The organism is Metabacillus arenae (genome assembly GCF_014773385.1).
GTDB classification, from domain to species: Bacteria; Bacillota; Bacilli; order Bacillales; family Bacillaceae; genus Metabacillus_D; species Metabacillus_D arenae.
Genome location: NZ_JACXAI010000046.1, coordinates 1 through 22,978, shown reverse-complemented (window position 1 = coordinate 22,978; position 22,978 = coordinate 1). Strand labels below are relative to the sequence as shown.

The following is a 22,978-nucleotide window of genomic DNA, read 5'->3' as shown; positions in this document are numbered from 1 at the left end:
TGTAGAATAGAGCTCAGTTAGGTGTATATAAGCGGAAGTTTTCCGATTAAGCAAAGCAAATGTACCCATTTTCACGTTTTTCGAGTCAATAGTCGGTATCTTTCCGTCTATTTTGGCTATTTTCAGTGCTATTTGATAAATAAGAGAAATTTCTCCGCTTATTTATCAAACTCGCTTTAGCGGCTAATTAACTTGTACAACTTAAAAAAGTGAAAATTTAATAAAGGCTTAGAGATATTTGCATCTCTAAGCCTTTTTTATTGTGTTGTAAAATTTATGAGTTTTGCTATGTGATTAGGTTTGTGATTTGCCGTTTTGCACCTCACAAGTAAACCCGTTAAGCATATAACAGGCTGGTTCTATAATGACCCGTACGGGATTCGAACCCGTGTTACCGCCGTGAAAGGGCGGTGTCTTAACCGCTTGACCAACGGGCCGAAATAAATGTCAGAGATCAAATGTGAGATATCATAGTTCCTGTTTTGCTTTGAAGCAAAACTTTCATCAGGCTTCTGACTACCGATTTTTCACTTCTAGTTGGTAGCGGCGGAGGGAATCGAACCCACGACCTCACGGGTATGAACCGTACGCTCTAGCCAGCTGAGCTACGCCGCCATTTACTTACTTTTATAAGCACAAGATATATAGTACAAAAATATAATCCCTTCGTCAACACTTTTTTATATTCAGAATAGTTAAAACAAAAAACCGGAAACAGCATGTACAGCCCAGGGCAACATCTCGAGGGGCTAAGCGCTGGAGCTGGTCAGTGACAGGTCTCATTAACACATTAATTAACTTAAATCTTTCTGACACCATAAAAAAGCTGACCACATCCAAAGTACCAAGTACTCCTAACGCATTATCTATCTCATTTATTCAAAAAGAATAATAGAAATGGTTAAGAATAAGGTCCTTTTAGGTCAGCCATATTTATCTTTAGCCTGAAAGCAGCAAGTAGTTAACCTCGTCTTGCCCCGCGACCTCCACGTTTAGACTCCGTATTGCGTTTGAGAGAAGATAAGCGGTCTTCACTATCCTTTAAGAACTTGTTCATTTTTTGCTCGAAACTTTCTTTGTTTCGATATTCATTTCTAGGCGGTCTTGGACGGTCTTTAGCTTTTTTGATTGAAAGACCAATCTTGCCATCTTTCTCAACATTGATAACCTTAACTTCCACTGAATCGCCGACTTTTAAATGTTCATTGATATCCTTAACATAATTATCAGCTACCTCACTAATGTGGACAAGACCTGTTGAGCCCCCTGGCAATTCAACAAACGCACCAAAATTTGTAATGCCAGTTACCTTACCTTGTAACTTGCTGCCAACTTCAATCGACATAAAAAAAATGCTCCTCCTTAAACTTATAAAAGCTCATTTGTTTAATTATACATAAAAAATTTTTCAAGTGTCAATATAGTCTACTTTACTTGCGTGATAATGCAATTGATACGGAGCGGAGTAAAAGATGATATCCATGATGATGTCCGCTGTTTTAAAAACAGCGGACATCATCAATTGGATAAATTTACTTTTAAACAAATTTTAGCTTTCCCTGTTCTCCATTGTAAAATACAAGCAAGGCTATTCCTCTTCTGGTAAATTAAAGATAATTTCATTATCCTTGGAGAGAAAATAGTCTTTTCGAGCTAATTTTGCGATATATTCATCATCATTTAATTTAACGATTTCTTCTTCAAGTTTTTTCTGTTCCTTTTGAAGGCTTTCAAGCTGCTTTGTGAGTGCTTCTTTCTTTTCCAATTTTTGATTAATTGCATTTGATTGGGAAAACAAAGTGGAAATCATCAATACCGAGGAGACAAGCACCAGGAGACCAAACACGGTTAAGCGTCTTACTAAGCCCTTTTTGCGTTTTTTGATCAACTGTTCCTTGCGTTCTTGCTGCTGCATGTACTGAGACTGTAGCTGTGTCACTTTCCGGTCTTTTGCTGATTTCATAAAAAGACTGTCCTCCTTTACTTCTTTTTCCATAGCCTAGTGTACCAGGATGACAATTTATCCAATACATTCTTTCTTTTTATTAAAAATCCTGCTATTTTCTTATAAATTTGAGTAATACGGTTTCTCCATGATTTTGGAATAAGAAACACTAATAATTTGCCAATTAAAACAAGCGGTTTTAATAAAATTTTAACGAAACTGAAAACAAATTTAAACAACCAAATAAGAATGTTCCATAAAAATTTCAATATGCCTAAGATGAGCAAAAAAATCATTTGGAATATCCAATAAACAGGATTAATGAGGAGGATGCGGCCAATTTTAAGGAACAATCGATAGGTTTGTATTGTGATCTGTATTGCCTTCTCAAGAATCCATAAATAAATTTTCTTAATTAAGCTTTGATAGGCAGCAAACCCACATAGAACAGCAAGGAGAATATAGACTCGGAATTCTCCTTCATTTACCATCAACAATGAATAGAAAAAAAGGAGTCCTTGTAGAGCCCAAAAGAAGATATCATTTATAAAAACAAGCCATCTCGCTCTTTTAGGCCTCTGCAAAAAGCGGCCATACGTATCTAAGGCCGCTCCAAGCCAGCTCCCCATTCCAACCATGGCAAGCATTGTGTAAAACTGAGTGCTTAAGGTCATTTGAACAACTTGCTAAAGAAACCATTAGCTTTCTCCGAATGTTGTTCATCCAAATAAATCATTTCAAAGACTCGTCCTTTTATTGAAACAACGCCTTTGTCTACATCAAGGTTTTTCATATGAAGGTTCTGACCGCGAATGGCTAAAGGACCCATAACCGTTTCTAATAAAAACTCTTCATTATCAAAGCTTTCAACTTGTTTAACACCAGTAATATCGAGAAGCTTGCGTCCTCTCATAATGATGTCGTGCTCTACAGTTTGTGAGCTTTTTGGATTTGACTGGTTTTCATAATAATTCACGCTTATCCCCCGCATTCTTTAAGAATGAACTTGTATAAAGCGTAATCATACCCAACTAAATAAAATCTTAACCTCAGTTGGAATTGGCTTTATTACACAGGTCATTCCTTCGGCTTTATAAAATTCTATGAGACAGGAATGCGGTTTAGAACAAGCCTATTGCTCGTTTAATCTCTCTTCACTTTCAACAGTATATAGGTTCGCAGCTTCGTCTTTTTTTGTGGTCTCTCTTAGATCATTCACTTTAACTGTTATCACTCTTTGACCAAGGCGAATCTTTAGTTCATCGCCAATTTTCACATTCGAGCTTGCTTTTGCCTCAGTCCCGTTTATCATGATTCTGCCTTGATCAGCAACTTCTTTTGCTAAGGTTCTTCTTTTAATTAATCTTGATACCTTTAAAAATTTATCTAATCTCATCGTTAGACCCCTTCATTCGTTCTTCTTTTTTTGCTTCATTCCAATACCTATCCATCTCTTTAAGGCTCATTTCTGTTAATTCCTTACCAGCTTGTTCTGCTTTTTTTTCAATATATTGAAAACGTCTTGTGAACTTGTTGTTTGTTGCTGTAAGAGCTTCTTCCGGCTCGATGGAGTAAAATCTTCCAATATTAACTAGCGCAAATAACAGGTCCCCATATTCTTCTCTAACTTTTTTATTGGCTGTTAAAGATGAATTGTTCGCTAGTTCAACGCGGAATTCCTGCATTTCTTCTTTTACTTTTTCCCATGCCTCTTCTACTTCAGGCCAATCAAAACCTACTTTTGCTGCTTTCTTTTGAAGATGGTACGCTTTTGAAAGTCCGGGCAGAGATCCGGCAACTCCATCTAATAAAGACTTCCGCTCTTCTCCCTTTCCTTCTTCTTTCTTAATTTGCTCCCAATTCGCCAATACCTCATCAGAATTAGAAACATCTACTTGTGCAAAGACATGAGGATGCCTTCTAATCATCTTTGCTGTAATTTCCCGAATGACATCTTCGATCGTAAATAGGCCATTATCCTCACCAATTTGAGCATGCAGAACAACCTGTAGAAGGACATCACCTAATTCCTCTATTACATGGTCAATATCTTCTTCATCAATTGCTTCAATTAATTCATAGCATTCTTCGATTAAATATTTCTTTAAGGATTCATGCGTTTGTTCCTTGTCCCAAGGACAGCCGTTTGGTCCTCTTAGATCAGCGATAACTTGGCGAAAAGTATGGAACTGATGATAGACTTTTTTTTCGTCTGTTATCGGTGGTACATAAACACTTGTTAAATTATTTATCGTTGTTACCCGATCTAGTTCAAACAAAGGAACCTTTTTTATATCTTGCTCTTTACTACCCGCTGCTGTGACAATATAAACCAGATGGTCATCAGGATATTGCTCCATAAGCGTTAATTTCGCTTCCGACGCAATCATTTGATCATATACCTGACCAACTAGAAGGTGCTGCTTCAATTGAAGCTCTTCTTTCTTTATTGAAAGAGCATCAACAAATTGAAAACCTTCAATTGGATCAATTTTAAGAGCATTAAACATAGCATCTAGAAAGCTTTGTCCACCGACAATTTCCAAGTTTTCCACTTTCCCCAGCAATAGCTGCACCGTTTTCTCCGCTACTAACGGATGACCCGGGACTGCATAGATAATCGGGTTTTCCTTGGACTCTTCCAAAAGAATATCGACAATTTCTTCGTATACCTTTTCAAATTGATCATGCTTCATATACACATCATCAAATGAACGGTAAATGGATAGTTCATTTGATAATTCTTTGAGCACCGGGTGATCGGTTGTTCTTACAAAAACGTATGGAGAATTAGTAAGCAGCTTGTAAATTCCAAGCTGCATCTGACTCAGGTCCCCTGCACCTAATCCTACAACAGTTATGGTATGCATCCTTTTATCCCTCTTTTCTTTGCGAACGTTTTATAAGTTGTTTTCCAATTGGAATTCCGATTAATTCCTTTTCCGTAAACATTTTGCCCTTTAAAATGACCCATCCGTAAACAAATGCTCCAATAAACACTCCGCTTAGTGCTTCAATCACAGCCAATCCTCGATGAACCGTATCTATAAAAAACTCAAATCCAGCTAAGTACAATTTAAGGGTTATCATCATCACAGCTGCACCAATTAACGAGACGAATATACCTCGATAATCGCTTAGACGATACCCCTTTTTTCGTAATAAGTAAACATTGATCAGTGCTACAGCTGCAAAGCTGATAACAGTTGCTAACGCCGCACCAGTCGCAGCAAATTGTGGGACTAGTAACTGATTTAACCCGTATTTTATCACGACTCCAGCCACTACTGCTATGGCTGGGAAAATCGTATCATTAAGCCCTTGCAAAATAGCAGTAAGAGTAGTAATTAAAGAAGTAAAAAGAATGGATACACTCAAGATTGTTAAGTAATTATTTCCGCTGTTATTTGTGAACAGCATAATATTTACTGGCTCTAAGATTGCAATTAAGCCTGCTGAAGCTCCAATTCCTATGGTTAAACAGACCTTTAAGGATAGATTGACTTTTTCTTGTATCAAAGCTTCATTCTTCTTCCTTTTCGCACTAGAAATAAGAGGTACTAAGGTTAAGGAAAGAGAGGCAGCCACTACTGTTCCTAGTTGGATCAGCGGTTGTCCACGATCAAATATTCCTTTCATCTGCTTAGCTGCTATTTCCTCCATGCCATTAAATATGAGCAATGAATACAGGCTTAAAGCATCCACTAGCTGAACGAAAATTAACAGTAAGCTGCTGACACAGATTGTAACAGTATACAAAAATAGCTGTTTTAGGATTGACGAATTTGTTACAGACGATGACGAGATATTGAAAGAAAGAGGACTGCTTCGTTTTCTTCTTAACCAAAATAGATTTAAAACAGAAAATGCAGCAAACCCGCCAGTTAATGATCCAAATAAGGCACCTGCTCCTGCTTCATACAATCCATAGCCGCTTTCGAGCATCCAAGAGGATAAAAGTAAAATTGTCAGTACTCTAATGATTTGTTCAGTCAGCTGAGAGATTGCTGTCGGCAGCATTTCTTGTTTTCCTTGAAAATAACCGCGATAGATCGAGATAAAAGGTAATAACAGAAATGAAAAAGAGACGACTTGTATGAGCATTTTTAGTTCTATGTCCCCCATATAGGCGGCAAGTGGACCTGCTCCAAAATAAAGAATAAAAAATCCCAGTAGTCCGATCCCGCAAATAAAAAAGAAAGATAATAGTAAAATGTTTACAATAGCTGATTGGCCGTCTTCCTCATGGTCTGAAATCAGCTTGGACACGATGACTGGAAATCCAGATGTGGCAAGCATAATAGCCATTCCGTAAAAAGGATAAACCTGTTGATAAATATATATCCCAATATCTCCAACTATATTTTGATAAGGCACCCGATAAGCGGCGCTCATTATTTTCGTTATAATCCCGGCAATGGTCAAAACGAATGCACCTTGCCAAATAAAGCTTTTCTTACGAAAGGCTTGATCTTGCATAGCCTTTGCTCCTTCCAAATAACATAACGAGCCTATTATATCACAGCAGATTTTCCCATAGATAGTCCTAGGGAAGCTGTATGACTAAAGAACTTCCTCCTGCTTAGAATCAGCTGATTATGGTAACTAGGAACGACTCCTGCAGTAAAATTCTTTTTAAATCCTAATACCGTTCTTTATTAATAAGCATTTAGCCGAAAAATGGATCGTTTATAAATAAGATTTGACCAAAAAATCATCGACTATTTCTTTGAGAAAATAGTTATCATTCAACTACTCTTATTCTTCACTAGCTACCCGGGTGTCTAGGCACATACTCAATTGAATTTTCACCTCTTTGCATTTTACCGGACTGCTGGCATGCAGAACGAAAAGCGCAGAGCGCTAGTCCTCGGCGACAAGCACAAGGCGAGGCGGCATGAATTGACCCTGAGACCTGAGGGCCGATGGCGCTTGGTCGGCAAAGGCGTCACGGCCTTATGCCTGCCGGTACTAGGACGTCCTGTCCGCCTGCGCTGGACAATGATACCACTCTTTATCACGTTAATACTTTAATTAACTTAAACTGCTTTCTAAACTGAAAATAAAAAGAGACAGCAAAAAATTCTCACTGTCTCTTTTTACACCACTATTTTATAAAAATATTATTGCTCCATTTGACGAGCTAAAAATCCAGCAGCTGTTTCCACTGCCTTATGTTCGACCTCACTTAGCGATTGGTCCTTGGAGAAGATGACAACAGCGCCGATTGGATCACCATTTGCGACAATTGGTCCGATCGTATAAGCTTTTACCTCTTCACTGTTTCCATCCGTAAGCTGAACCTCTCCACCTTCAGTTTTTAAAACAGAGCTTCTTTCTTCCATCGCCTTTTCAATGAGATCACTGATATTTTTATTTAAGTATTCTTTTTTTGAGCCCCCTGATACTGCAATATAGGAATCACGGTCACAGATTAATACCGGATGACCAAGACTGTCATATAAGGCGTCTGCATATTCCTTTGCAAAATCACTTAGCTCACTAATAGGAGAATATTTTTTAAGGATGACTTCTCCATCTCGGTCAACGAAGATTTCTAACGGATCTCCTTCACGAATTCTTAATGTTCTGCGGATCTCCTTCGGAATAACCACGCGACCTAAATCATCAATACGACGAACTATACCAGTTGCTTTCATCTAATGCTGCCTCACTTTCATCTGATGATTGAATCTAAATCTGGTGATTGCTGATTGTAGATTTTGTCCTTTTTTTGTAACAATCACCATTGTTGAGATTAGTATCCTTCACATCTGGTGTAATATACACCTTAATAATGAAAATTTACGATGAAAACAGAATTCTCTTTAGCAGGTTAGACAAAAACATCTCCCTTTAAACCATTATCCGGCTGAAATCGTTTCTTTTTTTACTTTATGCAGTCCATTTAGAATCTCTAATAGCATATTTATCCATTCATCAGTTGGTTTATTTTTATTTTGAATCGTGATCTTTAATCGCTTTCCATCCATGCCAAGCCCTACTAAACGTCCATATTGATTACTTAAATTAAACAATTTGTGTCCATCAATTTTGTTGCTTGCTTCCTCGCTGATATAAATAGAGAGGACGTCTTTCTCTTGTTTGATCAAATCAATTTTTTCTTGTTGGGCAAAAATTTTCACTCTTGCTGCTTTGAATAAATAATTGACCTCTGCTGGATATTCCCCGAACCGGTCGATTATTTCTTCTTGAAGCTCCTCCATTTCTTCCAAAGTAGTTAGTGACCTAAAACGCTTATACATATCAATTTTTTGCTTGCCATCTGAAATATACGACTCCGGAATATAGGCATCAATCTCCATATCAATTTCAACTTCGAAACGCTTCTCTTTTGATGTGTCCCCTTTTCTTTCTTCAATTGCATCTTTTAACATTTGGGAGTACAAATCAAATCCGACTGAATCGATAAAGCCATGCTGCTGGGCTCCCAATAGATTTCCAGCGCCTCTAATGGATAAATCACGCATCGCAATTTTAAACCCGGAGCCAAGCTCAGTGAACTCTTTTATCGCCTGCAGACGCTTCTCTGCAACCTCTGTTAAAACTTTATCTCTACGATGTGTAAAGTAGGCATAGGCAATTCGGTTCGACCTGCCAACTCTTCCTCTCAATTGATATAGCTGTGACAACCCCATTTTATCTGCATTGTAAACAATAAGGGTATTTACATTCGGGATATCGACACCCGTTTCAATAATCGTAGTGCTGACAAGAACATCAGCCTCTCCTTCTAAGAAATTCAGCATAGCAGATTCAAGTTCATTTTCTGTCATTCTCCCATGAGCAAACGTTACTCTTGCATCTGGAACGAGCATCGAAATTTCTTCGGCCTTTCGTTCGATATCCTCTACTCGATTGTACAGGAAGTACACTTGTCCTCCACGGGCTAATTCACGTTCAATCGCTTCTTTTACCAATCCTCCGTTATATTCCACTACATAGGTTTGAACTGGAAAGCGATTTTCCGGTGGTGTTTCAATAACTGATAAATCTCTTACCCCAAGCATAGACATATGAAGGGTTCTTGGGATAGGAGTTGCCGTTAATGTTAAGACATCTACATTTGCTTTCAGCTTCTTAATTTTTTCTTTATGAGTCACACCAAATCGTTGTTCCTCATCAATTATCAGAAGGCCGAGTTCTTTATAAACAACATCTCTTGATAACAACCTGTGCGTCCCAATCACCATATCTACTGTGCCGTTTTTTAAGCCCTTAACTGTATCATTCATTTCTTTGCGGGTTTTAAATCTGCTCATCAATCCTATTGATATAGGAAAATCCTGAAATCTTTCACGAACCGTTTCATAATGCTGCTGCGCCAATATGGTTGTCGGAACTAGCAAAGCAACTTGCTTTCCATCTGCAATCGCTTTAAAGGCTGCACGAATAGCTACTTCTGTTTTCCCATATCCGACATCTCCACAAAGAAGCCGGTCCATTGGCCGCTCTCTTTCCATATCTAATTTAATTTCATGGATCGAACGGACTTGATCTTCTGTTTCCTGATAAGGGAAGGCTGCCTCAAAATCACGCTGCATCTCGCCATCCGGTGAAAATGCATGTCCTTTGCTTGCTTCCCGCTCTGCATACAATTTAATAAGATCATCAGCTATGTCCTGAACGGATGACTCTACTTTTTTCTTAACACGCTTCCAATCAGAACCGCCCAGTTTATAAATCTTCGGCTCTTTTCCTTCAGAACCTACATATTTTTGAACTTGGTCAATTTGTTCTACAGGGACATATAGTTGATCACTGCCATGATAACGAATATTTAAATAATCTTTATGAATACCATTAATTTCTAATGTTTCAATTCCTAAATATTTCCCTATTCCATGGTTCACATGAACAACATAATCACCAATTTCTAATTCTGAATAGCTTTTGATTCGTTCTGCATTTGATAGCTTTTGCTTCCTTGGCTGCTTTTTCACACGTTTCTTAAATAATTCCTCTTCAGTGATAACAGCTATTTTCTGCATTGTAAGCTCAAAGCCTGTTTGAAGGTCCCCTTCCATTATATGAAGTTTTCCACTTACTAAAGGATCCCCAGGTTTTACAATTGATGCAGTTAACTCATAATCTTCAAGAACCTGATCAAGCTTTTTCAAACGTTCTTCATTTACACCCAAGAAAACAATAGAATATTTAGCCTTTTTCCATCTATCCACCTCTCCTTTTAATACATGCATCTGTCCATGGAAATTCTGCATCTGTTTGCATGTGACGTTGACGATATTCTGTGGACTTGTATGCGGGACATGCCTTAGAAAAAGAGATAAATAAAGTGTCGAAAGATTTGATTTTGTCACAACCTCGCTATAAGAATGTGACACATTTAAATCATGGACAATCTTTCCTTCCTCAAGTAAGCTTGTAAACCATTCTGCCTCCTCAGCCTCCAATTGATCGACCATTTCATGAATACGGCTGATTTCATCCATAACAAGCAAAGGATCGCGGTAAAAATAGTCTACTAGACTAGCAGGCTTTTCATAGAAGAAGGGAAGGTATTTATACATTAGCTGTGTGATATGACCATTTTTCAATTGTTCAATTTCATAGGTAATGTTCTCGTGCAGAAGTTCTTTTTGCTTGCCATCCTTTATTTTTTTCAAGCTTTTTGCTAGTGATTTTTCTAATTGTTCTATGCTTCTTGCAGTGTGTTCGGGCTTTACTATTATCTCTGCCGCAGGTCCAATTACTGCCTGTTTCAGCATATCAATAGAGCGCTGATTTTCAATTTTAAACGTTCTGATCGAATCGACCTCTGTATCAAAAAGCTCGATACGAATCGGAAATTCTTCAGTAAGAGGATAAATATCAATAATTCCTCCTCTGATACTAAACTCTCCTGGTGTAGAAACCATTTGGGCACGCTCATAGCCAATTTGAATAAGTTTTTTCGAAAAATCATCTAAATCTAATTCCTCGCCTGTGGTAATCACACACTGGCCATTTTCCCATATGTTTTTAGGCGGAAGCAGACGTCGCAAAGCAGCAATAGGGGCTACCACGACAATCGCTTCTTTTTGGGCAAGCCGATTTACAACCTCCAGACGCTGTGCTTTGAGTTCGGGGCTGGCATAGGCAATTTCAGATGCAATTAATTCATTCACAGGGTATAAAAATACTTTTTCGCCTATCAAATTAGTAAGATCTTCGAACACTTTTTGAGCTTGGAATAAATTGTGTGTCACAATAAGCATCGGTTTATCGATTTTTTGATATAAAGCGGCTGTAAATACCGAGCGGGCCGAACCTGATAGTCCTGCCAAAAGTTGTTCATTTAACCCTTCTTCAATACCAGTAACAATGGTTTGAAAATCATCATTTTTGTAGAAATAAGATTGTAAACTCTTCAAGTTCAGGTACCCTCCTCTCTAGTAGTATATGCTGAGGCCTCCTTCTTTAGGAAGAGCGCATGGCGCCTAAGCCAACAACAATTTACTTTAAACGTTAATAATTTAATAAACTCTTTGTTATAAGTAAACAGAAAAATGCTTTGGTGCATATACCAAAGCTTTTTACTGAATAAATTTATCTACCTCGTGGTACGATGGATTCCGTTCAAGTGCCTCTTGGCAATCTTCACAAATTGTTTTTATGTGAATATCTCCATTATCCTGATAAGCTAGCATTTCTGATCGTTCCTCGTTGGTTAAGCTTTGAAACCCCAATTGTTCACTAATTAACGATATTTCCTCGAGACTGCCTACCTTTATACCGCAATGACGGCAAAAATAATGTAAAGCCATATGAACCTCCTATAAAGTGAACCTATCTGTCAAAAGCAGCATTAGACAGATAGAACGAGTTAAGGTTTTAAGAATAGTATGAACCTTTATAGGAGTTGTTATACTAACATATTCAGGTTTAATTAAATTCATTCATCACTTGCAAATACGGGGTAGTCATCCACTTTTCACAAGCATCAGCAGAATGCTGAATCGCTTCTGTTATTAAATTGCCTTCTTCGGGAAGAAACTTGCCTAATACATAGTCTGTAACTTTCATTCCATTTTCAGGCCGGCTTATGCCAATTCGAACTCGATTAAATGACTGTGTCCCAAAATGCTGAATAAGAGATTTAATCCCATTATGCCCTCCCGCGCTGCCTTTTGTACGGAGCCTGACTTTACCTGCTGCCAAGTCCAAATCATCATAAATGACAACAAGCTCATCGTGATCGACTTCATAATAATCCATAAGAGGCCTTACACACTCACCAGATAAATTCATATATGTCAATGGCTTAACGAGCATAACCTTTTCACCTGAAATATGACCTATCCCGTAAATACCATTAAATTTTGATTTTTCAAGAGGAATTGCTAGACGTTTAGACAACTCATCAATAACCATAAAGCCAACATTATGTCTTGTCTCTTCATACTGCCTTCCTGGATTCCCTAACCCTACAATTACTTTCATATTTCTCATGATCCTCTCTAATAAACTAAAAGAAGCAACTATATAAGCAAGACTATCCTTTTTATTATACTCTACTTGAAGAAGAATACCTGCTTAGCATAGAAAAACGCTGAGCGTCTTTCTAGAGGTGAGGGGTCGGATTTGATGAGATCGGGGGAAGAACCGATTTATTTTTTATAAAAAACCACCCTGTATTTTTTTAGCGCTTTAATGAAATTTAGGTAATCGGCGGCTCGCCGATTGCTTCTATTCCCACCTCTCACTTCTCACCTCTAAAAGTCAGAAGCCGTTTTTGGATGAGATCAAGGAGAGTGCTGATTTCTTATTCAAATAAATCAACTTAACCATTTTAAATACTTTCCAATGTTAATTCTTATAATTTCTTAATCTTATCCAAAGAATTTGTTCAAACCATTTTCCTTTTAAAAACCGCATAAAAGACGTAACCTTTTTTGGATAGGTTACGTCTTATTGCGTTATTCTTCACTGTCTTCTTTGTTCTCTCTTCCTTCAACAAGTTCAGGCTCACCTGGCTCTTGCTCTTCACCAGGATCAATTTCCTCTTCTTGACGAGGAGGAAGGATAGAGGCTACTACTTCGTCTTCTTCATGATTAATGGTGTACTTTCCACCCGCATTAATATCATTTATTGTTAAAACATCATTAACCTCAAGCTTGCTTATATCAACATCAATTGTTTGTGGAATGTTCCCCGGCTTAGCTGTAATAGAAAGCTCATGCAATGGTTGTTGGAGAACTCCGCCATCTTTAACACCTTGGGCTTCTCCCTCTAAGTTAAGAGGCACTTCAACATCCACTTCAGACTGCATATCTACTACATAAAAATCTGTATGAATCAGTTCGTTTCTAAGGGGATCTGTTTGCATATCATACAGCATAACAGAATGTTTTTTTCCATTTACCTCTAAGTCTATAATGGCGTTGCGGCCTTCTTCTCTTAATGTCTTCACTAGCTCTATACTGTCTATAGCAATTGCTTTGTTTTCAGTGTTTTTCCCATATATAACTCCAGGAACTAAACCTTGTGTTCGAATTTTTCTTCTAGCTGAGTTTGTAAATTCTGAACGCTCCTGTGCTTGTAATTTAGTTGTCATATGATACACCATCCTAACAAGTTATTTACTCTTATATAGGTAATTCCCTTTATTAGTGATGCTTAAACATCTAATTTATAAGAAAGGCACGAGGCGGCAAAAAATTTCAAAACTAGCTTACTGTAAAAGCCGTATTTGCTCTCTTAAGAAGATTGGCTTTGTGGCCAGTTGATTGTAGACTAGGAGCTAAAGCTAATGAAAATATAGATATCTTGAATAGGCCTAAAGATACCGAGCTATAATCCGCCAGGCTCGCTTCTATTAATCAAACAGCATACTAACAGATTGTTCCTCATGAACACGGATTATCGCTTCCCCGATTAGAGGGGCTACTGAGAGTTCTATAATCTTGTCAATTTTCTTTTCTTCTGGTAATGAAATAGAGTTCGTCACAACCAGTTCTTTAATTTTTGAATTCTCTATACGTTCAATAGCTGGTCCCGATAAAACAGGGTGGGTACAACAAGCATATACCTCTTTCGCTCCGTTTTCAACAAGAGCATTCGCTGCAAGTGTAATCGTTCCAGCTGTATCGATAATATCATCAATAAGAATAGCTGTTTTCCCTTCAATGTGCCCTACAATATTCATAACTTCTGCTACATTAGGTCTCGGGCGACGCTTGTCGATAATCGCAATCGGTGCTTTTAAGCGATCTGCCAACTTGCGTGCTCTTGTTACTCCACCATGGTCTGGAGAAACAATGACTATATCCGATAATTTCTTCTCTTCAAAATAATCGCCAAGGATAGGTACACCCATTAAATGGTCAATTAGGATATCGAAGAATCCTTGAATTTGCGGTGCGTGCAAATCAAGAGTGATAACACGATCGGCTCCGGCAGTTTCAAGCAGGTTTGCAACTAACTTTGCAGTAATCGGTTCTCTGGCACGGGCTTTACGATCTTGACGCGCATAACCATAATACGGCATAACAATATTTATAGTCTTCGAAGATGCACGTTTTAATGCATCTACCATAATAAGCAATTCCATTAAATGTTCGTTAACAGGAGCGCTTGTAGATTGAATGATATAAACATCACAACCGCGAATACTTTCTTCAATATTTATTTGAATTTCACCATCACTAAAACGCTGCACTGAACATTTTCCTAGATCAACACCGACTACCTGCGCAATCTCTTCTGCAAGCGCACTGTTTGAATTCAGTGAGAAAATCTTTAAATTCGAATCTCCGTATCGATTTGCCATTTTATAAGGGTACCTCCAGCTTAAGAATTTTTATTCATACTTAGACGGTCAACATAATCCTCTTTATTCACTTGACGCGCTCTAGCTACTGACAAAGCTTTGCCTGGTACATCATTTGTAATAGTTGATCCTGCAGCCACGTAAGCTTCTTCTCCTACGGTAACAGGGGCAATAAGGTTTGAATTGCAGCCGATAAATGCCCCATCTTCAATCTTTGTTAGGAATTTATTTTTCCCGTCATAGTTAACAGTAATCGATCCGCAGCCTAAGTTTACATTTTTCCCAACCTCTGCATCTCCAATATAACTTAAGTGTGATGCTTTGCTGCGATCACCCATGGAGGATTTCTTTATTTCAACGAAATTGCCAACCTTTACTTCATTTCCAATGATAGAGGATGGTCTTATATGGGCAAAAGGTCCAATTGCAACATCATTACCGATTTCACTATCATGAGCTACTGACTGGCGAATCACAGTACGATCTCCTACTTCACAGTTTTTAATTTCTGTATTCGGTCCAATCACACAGTCATCCCCAATTTTTACTTCTCCCTTAATCATTGTACCCGGGTAAATGATAGTGTCTCGCCCAATTTCCGCATCTGCTGAAATATACGTGTTATCAGGATCTATAATCGAAACACCTTTTCTCATATGGATAGTATTAATACGTTTTTTCATCAGCCTTTCTGCTTCTGATAAGGCCACTCTGTCATTTACACCAATTGTTTCGTCAAATGAAGCAGTTTGATAAGCAGACACAATTTCGCCCTGATTTTTAAGGATTTCCGCTACATCTGGCAAATAATATTCTCCTTGAACATTATCATTCGAAACTTTTGAAAGTGTTTCAAAAAGTGCTTTGTTGTCGAAACAATACGTTCCTGTATTTATTTCAGTTATGGAACGTTCTTCATCAGAAGCATCTTTATGCTCGACAATTTTATTAACATGCCCTTCTTCATTACGAACAATTCTTCCGTAACCAGTTGGGTCATCCGCTTTTGCAGTTAAAATTGTTGCTTTTGCATTTGTTTGCTCATGGTGCTCAAGCAACGAAGCCATCGTTTCAGAAGTAATCAGCGGAGTGTCTCCGCAAATAACCACTGTCGTACCTTCTTTATTTTCGAGATATTTTGCAGCTTGCATAACAGCATGAGCTGTACCAAGTTGCTCGGCTTGTAGAACATATTCGCTAGTTGGTCCTAATTGCTGCTTCACATCCTCAGCACCATGGCCGACAACAGTGACAAGTTGATTTAGCTGTAATTTCGAAACTTCCTCAACTACATGCTGCACCATAGGTTTCCCACAAACTGGATGCAACACTTTATATAATTTTGATTTCATTCTTGTGCCTTGGCCAGCAGCCAATATTACTGCATAACGATTATCCATTTTGAGGCCTCCATTATCCCTATTTATCCATAAAAAATATATCTTAAATAGCCGGTTATTTCAAGGAAACAAAGCAAAGTACAAGATTTTACTAATAAACCAAGTCAGGCGGTACACTGTTATAAACGTATTTATGGCAAATTTCCGAACTTTTTTAACTATCCCTTTGGAATTTGTTTGGAAGTTGTTGTTGTAAGCGGTTTAACGCCTTATGCGAGGACTAAAAAATGGTACCTGGTACCCGTCAGCGACAAGAACGAAAAGCGCAAGGCGCTAGTCCTTCGGCGACAATCATTCGGGCGAGCCGGCTGGAAGGCTGTTCTTTAACCTTCTCGGGCGGATTGGCTTATGACCTCGAGGGGCTAGGCGCTGGAGCTGGACAACAAGGAAAAGCGGAAGCGCCTTGATCAGCCTAGGGCAAGCACTCGGGCGAGCTTCACAGAAAGGCGTTTTTTCCTTTCTTTGAAGATTGGCTTGTGACCTCGAGGGGCTAGGCGCTGGAGCTGGACAACGAAAACTAACTTTAATGCGTTAACACTTTAATTTACTTAAACTTTCTGAAACAATTAAAAAGAGCCTTGTCCAAGATCAGACAAGACTCCTTTACCCATATATTAAGAAGCACCGGCTTCTTCGTATTCGACTTCCTCAAGCTCACCTAGTCGGTGATATTCTGCTAAAACAGCATCTTGGATTTTCGCGCGTGTGTTAGAATTGATCGGGTGCGCGATATCACGAAATTCTCCATCTGGAGTTCGCTTGCTTGGCATCGCAACAAAAAGTCCGTTGTTTCCATCAATCACTCGAATATCATGAACAACAAACTCATGATCCAGGGTTATTGATGCAATCGCTCTCATGCGGCCATCGGTATTAACGCGGCGTAATCTAACGTCAGTTACTTCCATTCTGTTCACCACCTTTTCCCTGTATAAAAAACTTAGTTAATACTATTCAATGAAACTTTATGATTTCCTGCAACATTGGAAAATTTTTTTAACGAATTTAAATGAGATAAGCGCAGAGCTGCCGCCTTATTGAAGGGATTGTCTTGATGCTTATATGCTGGAGGCGGATACACTCTGGAGGTCAGAATTGATGAAACCAGAGAATTTACTGAATTCTTTTTATAAAGAACAATAAGTTCATTAAGCGTTAATGGGAGTATTGTTCAAGGGTCGATGTCGCTCGGCCGGCAAAAGCGTCACGACCTTATGCCGGCCGGTACCAGGACGTCCTGTCCGCCTGCGCTGGACAATGATACCACTCTTTATCACGTTCATACTTTCATTAACTTAAACTTTCTTAACTGATAAAAAAAGAGCCAGGATCCAATTGAAGAACCTGACTCTTCCTGAGCTCATTTATTTTACTAATGCCACAACTTCTATTTCTACTAAGGCATCTTTTGGAAGGCGGGCTACTTCTACACAGGATCTTGCAGGTTTATGCTCAGCAAAATATTGCCCGTATACTTCATTAATGGATGCAAAATCATCCATGTTTTTGATAAAAACAGTTGCTTTTATGACTGTTTCTAAAGAAGCACCAGCTTCCTGCAAGACAGCTTTAAGGTTTTTAAAAACTTGATGTGTTTGCTCGTCGATATTTCCTTCTACCATATTTCCTTCAGGTGTAAGCGGAATTTGTCCAGAGCTGTAGAATACATTATTTACAACTATGCCTTGAGAATAAGGACCTATTGCCTGAGGCGCTTCTTTTGTAGCTATTACTTTCATTCTTTTATTCCTCCTGACGAACCTTTTATTGTTTGATAAAAATTAAAATAATTTCCTTGTGATACATCAATCTGTTTTTCTCTAACATCTACATCTGCTAGCTTTACAAGTGAAATATATTCATCAACCAGTCGATCCTCTACACCTTCTGTTTCTACTAGAACACCGATTCCGGCTACATTGGCCTCAAACTCTTCTAATAAACTAACCATTCCATTGATAGTGCCGCCAGCCTTCATAAAATCATCAATAATTAAAACGTTAGATCCGACCTTTAAACTTCTTTTTGCAAGTAACATCGTTTGAATTCTTTTAGATGAACCTGAAACATAATTAATACTTACAGTTGAGCCCTCTGTCACTTTACTATCTCTTCTTACAATAACAACAGGGACACCCAATTGACTTGCTACTGCATAGGCTAGAGGAATACCCTTAGTAGCGACTGTCATCACGACATCAATTTTTCTTTCTGCAAACACGGATGCAAACAGTCTGCCGACTTGATTCATAAATTTGGCATTACCTAGAATATCGGTTAAATATAAATAACCGCCTGGTAATAATCGTTCAGGCTTTTCCATCAGCTCACATAATATCTTAATCATTTCTTCTGCTTCCCTCTTATTAACTGATGGTATGTATTTAACCCCTCCCGCAGCTCCTGGAACGGTTAATAATGAACCGATTCCTTGCTGTTCAAACGTATGCTTGACTATTGTTAAATCTTCACTAATAGAAGACTTTGCTGATTGGTACCGATTTGAAAAAAATGTTAGGGGAACAAGGGCATGTGGATGATTTAATAAATAGTTCGTCATATCAACCAATCTGCCGCTGCGACGAAACTTCATCACTCGACCTCCAAAAACCGAATATTTTAAGAATAATATAACTTAATATACGTGTTTAATCAAGGCTATTCTCCCAGCATTCTTACCGCAAATACTTGATTGCAAAATCCTCTTAACCCATTATAAACACGATGCATTCTTGATTCATATTGAATTAATCCAAAAACCGTTGGCCCGCTCCCGCTCATTAACACGGCATCCGCTCCGAACCTTTTCATCTGATCCTTTATTTGGGCTACTTCTGGATACATTTTCAAAGTGACATTTTCTAAAACGTTTCCAAGCAAACCGCACATTTGTTCGTAATTTTTCTCATTAATTGCTTCAATCATTCCTTCGACATTCGGATGCTGAATGTTAGATAGGTTAAGGTTCCGATAAACATCTGCTGTTGATACACCGATTGTGGGTTTAGCAAGCACCACCCAGCAATGAGGAGGTGCTTGAATATGTTGAATTTTCTCCCCTCGTCCTGTTGCCAGCGCAGTTCCTCCATACACACAAAAAGAGACATCTGATCCGATTTCTGCTCCAAGAACTGCCAGTTCATCCAAAGATAAACCCAAGCTCCACAATCTATTTAAACCACGTAAAGTCGCAGCAGCGTCACTGCTTCCGCCAGCAAGACCAGCTGCTACAGGGATGGTTTTTGTGATCGCAATGGAAACTCCTTTATGAATATGATACCTTTCTTTGAGAAGCTTTGCAGCTTGGTAAGCTAAATTTCGTTGATCATCAGGGACAAATCGGTTGTGGGATACAACTTTTATTTGACCGGAGGAAAGTTCAGATAGCTCAATTCGGTCCGCTAGATCAATTGTAGTCATAATCATCCTAACTTCATGAAAGCCATCTTTTCTTTTTCCTAATACATCTAATGATAAATTTATTTTTGCTGGCGCTTTTTCTAAAATGCGCATCTTTTTCACCTACTCTAACGATCTAAAAAATTGTATCCACATTGTACCACATATTTCATGGAGAGATTTCTTTTTTCGACAAAACTCATGGGACGTTTTACACCCAAATAAAGAAGTAATAAAAATTTATATTTGAGAATTACTCCAATAGAAAACGCCTATTCCACTTTTCGTTCATATCCATAATAAAAGAGTAGCCTATTTTTTGCAGTAGTAGACCTGCCTATGGAAAGAACGTAATGTTAAATCTACATTGAAGCAAACTAGGGCATGCATAAGACGGCAATCTCAAAAGAACAATCTTCTGACCAGAAGCATTTGTTAGGGGGTGAAACTGGTAAACGATAGATGTTTACCTAAACTTATAGAAAGTAGAAAAAAATGCCTACCTGTCAGCGACTGATATACGAGCGCACTAACAGAACGTGTTAATTGCATGGAGAAGCGATAAGTTCACGACCTTACTCCAATAGAATAGGGCTCCAAGTCTGAAAACAAAGCTAAGGTCCAAAATTTACTGCCATATTGTTTTCTTATCTCAATAAAAAGAGACTAACCATATTGCATTGCCTAGCAAATCTGGTGAAGTGCTTGGCAATGTAAAGGTTAGTCCCTTGTCGCAGAAAAGCGTTAATGATTTTGGTTATTAAGGGCTAGTTGTTGCTGAGCAATTTCAATTGCTCGTTTTGTCATGTTTCCAGCGTCTCGGGCTCTGATAGATCCCCAGCCTTCATTTACAACAGTATCGTAAAAGCCCAGCTCTTTTGCTAATTCATATTTCAAGCTTTCCGACATTATTCCACGGCGTCTGCCCACAATTAGCAACTCCCTTCATTCGTCATCAAAAACCGCGACAAGATTAGTTTTTGTAAGGAAGGTTTATATATCCAGCGTAAATTTTTCTAAATAATAAAATCATAAGGAGCTAGTCCTTCGGCGACAAACAAGAAGACCCAGCAGAAAGGGGTCCCTTTTATGATGATTTCTAGCCGATGGTACTTTGAGCTTGATATGTATCTCTCTATCACATATAAATTCTGTTGTTATAAAAAAAGCCTGACAGAACACGTTTTAAATAATAAAGATAAGATAATTTATAAAAGACTGATGCCCTCAATCGTTATCCAATCCTGTAGACAAATAAAAAAGCAGCAAACAATTTTGTCTACTGCCCGCTTATTGCAAGTGATTCATCAAAAAATGTTAACTCGACAGTTTCAGTAAGTACATCTGCATAGCTGTACGAAACTCTCTCGAATGAATTTTCATGCTGGTCCAGCTCAACAACAAAGACAGAGGGGTAAGTTTCTGCCAATACTCCAGAACGTTCAATAGTTTTACGGCGCCCACCGTTTGCCTTTAATGTGAGTCGTTTGCCTAAATTACAATCGAGCGTTCGTTTTATATCACCTAAAGATTTAGCCATTACATCCACCTCACTATGTAGATTGTACAACAAAACCGTTCATTTGTCAAGCAAAACTAAAATTATAACGTGGTTCTAACTTGTTGTCAACAGATTATTTTCTACAAAAGCTCCTTGATTTCAACATTATTTTGATCATAATGGTAAAGAATTATGTAAATAATTTTTTAAAAGATGAAAAAGTACTAAAAACAATCATAGAAAAACCGCTTATATTTGTCATAAGCGGCCACTTTTTATTGTTCTTCCTGTGGATGATAGGGCATTCCAGTTCTCAAAACCCCTTTTGTCTCGATTCCGCCAAGCCCCTTCTCCCTTGTTAATGTATTGCGCAATACTTCCCAAACATTAACCCGTTCCATAAATGGTGTGAAGCTGATTTTTGCCACGATATAGACAGGATCTAACGCATGGATGTTGACCCTTGAAGGAGAACTTGCAAAATTTGCACCAGCCCGAATAAGAGATTCAAAATGAGACTGACATGCGCCGGCAAAAATAACAAGCTGATCTAAATTCGGAACTTTTTTTCTCACATTTTGCACAGCCTGCACAAAATGCTTTGAGTGCCTGTAAGCATTTAGATCACTGACATTTCCCTTATGTTTTGAATAAGCATCATGACCTGTAATAACAAGGATATCCGGCCGATATTTATCAATTAGCTCTAAAACCCTTGTTGGCATCTCTTTTTCATGACAATGTGCCCCGTATACCGGAACTCCGATTCTCTCATATAATGTGAGGCATTTTTGCAAATATAATGGATCTCCATCTAAATGGAGCACTCTCCCTGGTATATGAAAAAATGCTTCATTATGGCTGTAACTATTTGTAGCATAATATTCCTGCTTTTCTCTAAGCAGCTGATAATCCTGCTTTAATAGATGCAAGGATTGCTCCAATTTCTCTTCATTTTGTTTTTTTCGCGTGTTACGTTCATTTTCATTTATTACTTGTAAATCTTCACAATCTGCATCAGCTATTAATCGGACCTCATCACCATACAAAATGGCTGTTTGCTTTTGATTTGATCCAATTCTCAAATCAATCACTCGAAATAAAATATCATACTTATAGGATTTACGAGCAACAATATCACCGATCTTAATTTCCATGTTCTTCACTCCACACTTGGACTTCACGAGTATTGAAAAAGAAAATGATAATCCTTTTCTAGCCTATGTTTCAGTGAAGAATTGGTGAATTAACCATTCAATAAACTTCGAAGATAATAAATTAGAGAAACCTGCTCATAAATCAACCATCTGGCTGAAATACCCACCCTCCAAACAATAAATGATACACCTCGTTCAGCACCCGTCCCTCTAGATAATATATGAACTATTTGGACAATAAATCTTGAGGAATCGGACATAAACATCTAATTTCAGTACAATAGACCCGGATTACTTACCCTTCCTTAAAATAGGAAAAATGAACCCTTTTAAAAAAATGAGCTATTTAATTAGAGAGAACGAAAAAACCAAGGTGCTAGTTTTTCGGCAACAAGCATTCGAGCGAGCCGGCAGAAAGGTTGTTCTTTAATCTTTTTGAAGGGATTGGCTTATGTACCTAAAAACCGATGGCGCATGGCCGGCAAAGGCGTCACGGTCTTATGCCTGCCGGCACTAGGACGTCCTGTCCGCCTGCGCTGGACAACAAGGAAAAACGGAAGCGCCTTTCACAGCCCAGGGCGAGCTTCACAGAAAGGCGTTTTTTCTTTTCTTTGAAGATTGACTTGTGACCCCAGGCAGGCTAGGCGCTGCAGCTGGACAACTATAACTAACTTTTATCTACTTACACTCCCTCATTAAAGTAAGGTTTCTCTTTTGTTTTCTCGGTTTTTCTCAGTATTTCAATTTTTATAAGATGAGCATATTGTGGATCGACAGTATTT

Annotated in this window: 21 protein-coding genes and 2 tRNA genes; all 23 read right to left on the bottom strand. The window is 38.3% G+C overall.

Features of this window, described 5'->3' with window-relative positions; translation table 11 throughout:
* Positions 1-365 precede the first annotated feature (365 nt).
* A tRNA-Glu gene (locus tag IC621_RS23635) sits at positions 366-437 on the bottom strand.
* Positions 438-538: 101 nt separating this feature from the next.
* A tRNA-Met gene (locus IC621_RS23630) sits at positions 539-615 on the bottom strand.
* 346 nt (positions 616-961) lie between these two features.
* Positions 962-1,345 (bottom strand): S1 domain-containing RNA-binding protein, encoded by a 384-nt coding sequence (locus IC621_RS23625; RefSeq protein WP_191162098.1) that lies wholly within the window; start codon positions 1,343-1,345, stop codon positions 962-964.
* Positions 1,346-1,588: 243 nt separating this feature from the next.
* Positions 1,589-1,963, bottom strand: coding sequence for an FtsB family cell division protein (locus tag IC621_RS23620; RefSeq protein WP_191162096.1), 375 nt, complete (start codon positions 1,961-1,963; stop codon positions 1,589-1,591).
* A gap of 17 nt (positions 1,964-1,980) precedes the next feature.
* Complete coding sequence (yabQ, locus tag IC621_RS23615) at positions 1,981-2,619, bottom strand: spore cortex biosynthesis protein YabQ (RefSeq protein WP_191162094.1); 639 nt, start codon at positions 2,617-2,619, stop codon at positions 1,981-1,983.
* Positions 2,616-2,936: a sporulation protein YabP gene (gene yabP, locus IC621_RS23610; RefSeq protein ID WP_191162092.1), complete on the bottom strand. Its 321-nt coding sequence runs from the start codon at positions 2,934-2,936 to the stop codon at positions 2,616-2,618. Before yabP ends, yabQ begins: the two co-directional genes overlap by 4 nt.
* A 141-nt stretch (positions 2,937-3,077) precedes the next feature.
* The gene (locus tag IC621_RS23605) at positions 3,078-3,341 is read right to left on the bottom strand and encodes an RNA-binding S4 domain-containing protein (RefSeq protein ID WP_191162090.1); all 264 of its coding nucleotides are present in this window, start codon (positions 3,339-3,341) and stop codon (positions 3,078-3,080) included.
* Positions 3,328-4,815, bottom strand: a complete 1,488-nt coding sequence (locus IC621_RS23600) for a bifunctional methyltransferase/pyrophosphohydrolase YabN (RefSeq protein WP_191162088.1) — start codon at positions 4,813-4,815, stop codon at positions 3,328-3,330. Before IC621_RS23600 ends, IC621_RS23605 begins: the two co-directional genes overlap by 14 nt.
* A gap of 4 nt (positions 4,816-4,819) precedes the next feature.
* Complete coding sequence (locus IC621_RS23595; RefSeq protein WP_191162086.1) at positions 4,820-6,424, bottom strand: putative polysaccharide biosynthesis protein; 1,605 nt, start codon at positions 6,422-6,424, stop codon at positions 4,820-4,822.
* A gap of 644 nt (positions 6,425-7,068) precedes the next feature.
* Positions 7,069-7,605 (bottom strand): stage V sporulation protein T, encoded by a 537-nt coding sequence (gene spoVT, locus IC621_RS23590; protein ID WP_191162084.1) that lies wholly within the window; start codon positions 7,603-7,605, stop codon positions 7,069-7,071.
* Between the two features lie 204 nt (positions 7,606-7,809).
* Positions 7,810-11,340 carry a transcription-repair coupling factor gene (gene mfd / locus IC621_RS23585; RefSeq protein ID WP_191162082.1) on the bottom strand — a complete coding sequence of 1,177 codons (3,531 nt, stop codon included), beginning with the start codon at positions 11,338-11,340 and terminating at the stop codon, positions 7,810-7,812.
* Positions 11,341-11,502: 162 nt separating this feature from the next.
* Positions 11,503-11,733, bottom strand: a complete 231-nt coding sequence (locus IC621_RS23580; protein WP_191162079.1) for an anti-sigma-F factor Fin family protein — start codon at positions 11,731-11,733, stop codon at positions 11,503-11,505.
* 118 nt (positions 11,734-11,851) lie between these two features.
* Complete coding sequence (gene pth, locus IC621_RS23575) at positions 11,852-12,409, bottom strand: aminoacyl-tRNA hydrolase (protein ID WP_191162077.1); 558 nt, start codon at positions 12,407-12,409, stop codon at positions 11,852-11,854.
* A 476-nt stretch (positions 12,410-12,885) separates the two neighbouring features.
* Positions 12,886-13,524: a 50S ribosomal protein L25/general stress protein Ctc gene (locus tag IC621_RS23570; protein ID WP_191162075.1), complete on the bottom strand. Its 639-nt coding sequence runs from the start codon at positions 13,522-13,524 to the stop codon at positions 12,886-12,888.
* Between the two features lie 261 nt (positions 13,525-13,785).
* Complete coding sequence (locus IC621_RS23565) at positions 13,786-14,739, bottom strand: ribose-phosphate diphosphokinase (protein ID WP_191162073.1); 954 nt, start codon at positions 14,737-14,739, stop codon at positions 13,786-13,788.
* A gap of 20 nt (positions 14,740-14,759) precedes the next feature.
* A complete protein-coding gene (gene glmU, locus IC621_RS23560) occupies positions 14,760-16,139 on the bottom strand; it encodes a bifunctional UDP-N-acetylglucosamine diphosphorylase/glucosamine-1-phosphate N-acetyltransferase GlmU (protein WP_191162071.1) in 1,380 nt (459 codons plus the stop codon).
* Positions 16,140-16,753: 614 nt separating this feature from the next.
* Entirely contained in the window at positions 16,754-17,047 is a 294-nt protein-coding gene (spoVG, locus tag IC621_RS23555) for a septation regulator SpoVG (RefSeq protein ID WP_191162069.1), read from the bottom strand.
* Positions 17,048-17,503: 456 nt separating this feature from the next.
* Positions 17,504-17,878 carry a RidA family protein gene (locus tag IC621_RS23550; protein ID WP_191162067.1) on the bottom strand — a complete coding sequence of 125 codons (375 nt, stop codon included), beginning with the start codon at positions 17,876-17,878 and terminating at the stop codon, positions 17,504-17,506.
* Positions 17,875-18,732 (bottom strand): pur operon repressor, encoded by an 858-nt coding sequence (gene purR / locus IC621_RS23545; RefSeq protein WP_191162065.1) that lies wholly within the window; start codon positions 18,730-18,732, stop codon positions 17,875-17,877. Before purR ends, IC621_RS23550 begins: the two co-directional genes overlap by 4 nt.
* A gap of 65 nt (positions 18,733-18,797) precedes the next feature.
* Positions 18,798-19,652 (bottom strand): 4-(cytidine 5'-diphospho)-2-C-methyl-D-erythritol kinase, encoded by an 855-nt coding sequence (ispE, locus tag IC621_RS23540; RefSeq protein ID WP_191162063.1) that lies wholly within the window; start codon positions 19,650-19,652, stop codon positions 18,798-18,800.
* Between the two features lie 630 nt (positions 19,653-20,282).
* Entirely contained in the window at positions 20,283-20,468 is a 186-nt protein-coding gene (locus IC621_RS23535; protein WP_191162061.1) for a small, acid-soluble spore protein, alpha/beta type, read from the bottom strand.
* 349 nt (positions 20,469-20,817) lie between these two features.
* On the bottom strand, positions 20,818-21,078 hold the full coding sequence (gene veg / locus IC621_RS23530) for a biofilm formation stimulator Veg (protein ID WP_191162059.1): 261 nt from the start codon (positions 21,076-21,078) through the stop codon (positions 20,818-20,820).
* A 236-nt stretch (positions 21,079-21,314) separates the two neighbouring features.
* Positions 21,315-22,196 carry a sporulation peptidase YabG gene (yabG, locus tag IC621_RS23525; RefSeq protein WP_191162057.1) on the bottom strand — a complete coding sequence of 294 codons (882 nt, stop codon included), beginning with the start codon at positions 22,194-22,196 and terminating at the stop codon, positions 21,315-21,317.
* Between the last annotated feature and the right edge of the window lie 782 nt (positions 22,197-22,978).

Coding starts and splice junctions, on each gene's coding strand:
- IC621_RS23625 (WP_191162098.1), bottom strand. CDS start 1,345: ATGTCGATTGAAGTTGGCAGCAAGTTACAAGGTAAGGTAACTGGCATT.
- IC621_RS23620 (WP_191162096.1), bottom strand. CDS start 1,963: ATGAAATCAGCAAAAGACCGGAAAGTGACACAGCTACAGTCTCAGTAC.
- yabQ (WP_191162094.1), bottom strand. CDS start 2,619: ATGACCTTAAGCACTCAGTTTTACACAATGCTTGCCATGGTTGGAATG.
- yabP (WP_191162092.1), bottom strand. CDS start 2,936: ATGCGGGGGATAAGCGTGAATTATTATGAAAACCAGTCAAATCCAAAA.
- IC621_RS23605 (WP_191162090.1), bottom strand. CDS start 3,341: ATGAGATTAGATAAATTTTTAAAGGTATCAAGATTAATTAAAAGAAGA.
- IC621_RS23600 (WP_191162088.1), bottom strand. CDS start 4,815: ATGCATACCATAACTGTTGTAGGATTAGGTGCAGGGGACCTGAGTCAG.
- IC621_RS23595 (WP_191162086.1), bottom strand. CDS start 6,424: ATGCAAGATCAAGCCTTTCGTAAGAAAAGCTTTATTTGGCAAGGTGCA.
- spoVT (WP_191162084.1), bottom strand. CDS start 7,605: ATGAAAGCAACTGGTATAGTTCGTCGTATTGATGATTTAGGTCGCGTG.
- IC621_RS23580 (WP_191162079.1), bottom strand. CDS start 11,733: ATGGCTTTACATTATTTTTGCCGTCATTGCGGTATAAAGGTAGGCAGT.
- pth (WP_191162077.1), bottom strand. CDS start 12,409: ATGAAAGTAATTGTAGGGTTAGGGAATCCAGGAAGGCAGTATGAAGAG.
- IC621_RS23570 (WP_191162075.1), bottom strand. CDS start 13,524: ATGACAACTAAATTACAAGCACAGGAGCGTTCAGAATTTACAAACTCA.
- IC621_RS23565 (WP_191162073.1), bottom strand. CDS start 14,739: ATGGCAAATCGATACGGAGATTCGAATTTAAAGATTTTCTCACTGAAT.
- glmU (WP_191162071.1), bottom strand. CDS start 16,139: ATGGATAATCGTTATGCAGTAATATTGGCTGCTGGCCAAGGCACAAGA.
- spoVG (WP_191162069.1), bottom strand. CDS start 17,047: ATGGAAGTAACTGACGTTAGATTACGCCGCGTTAATACCGATGGCCGC.
- IC621_RS23550 (WP_191162067.1), bottom strand. CDS start 17,878: ATGAAAGTAATAGCTACAAAAGAAGCGCCTCAGGCAATAGGTCCTTAT.
- purR (WP_191162065.1), bottom strand. CDS start 18,732: ATGAAGTTTCGTCGCAGCGGCAGATTGGTTGATATGACGAACTATTTA.
- ispE (WP_191162063.1), bottom strand. CDS start 19,652: ATGCGCATTTTAGAAAAAGCGCCAGCAAAAATAAATTTATCATTAGAT.
- veg (WP_191162059.1), bottom strand. CDS start 21,078: ATGGCTAAATCTTTAGGTGATATAAAACGAACGCTCGATTGTAATTTA.
- yabG (WP_191162057.1), bottom strand. CDS start 22,196: ATGGAAATTAAGATCGGTGATATTGTTGCTCGTAAATCCTATAAGTAT.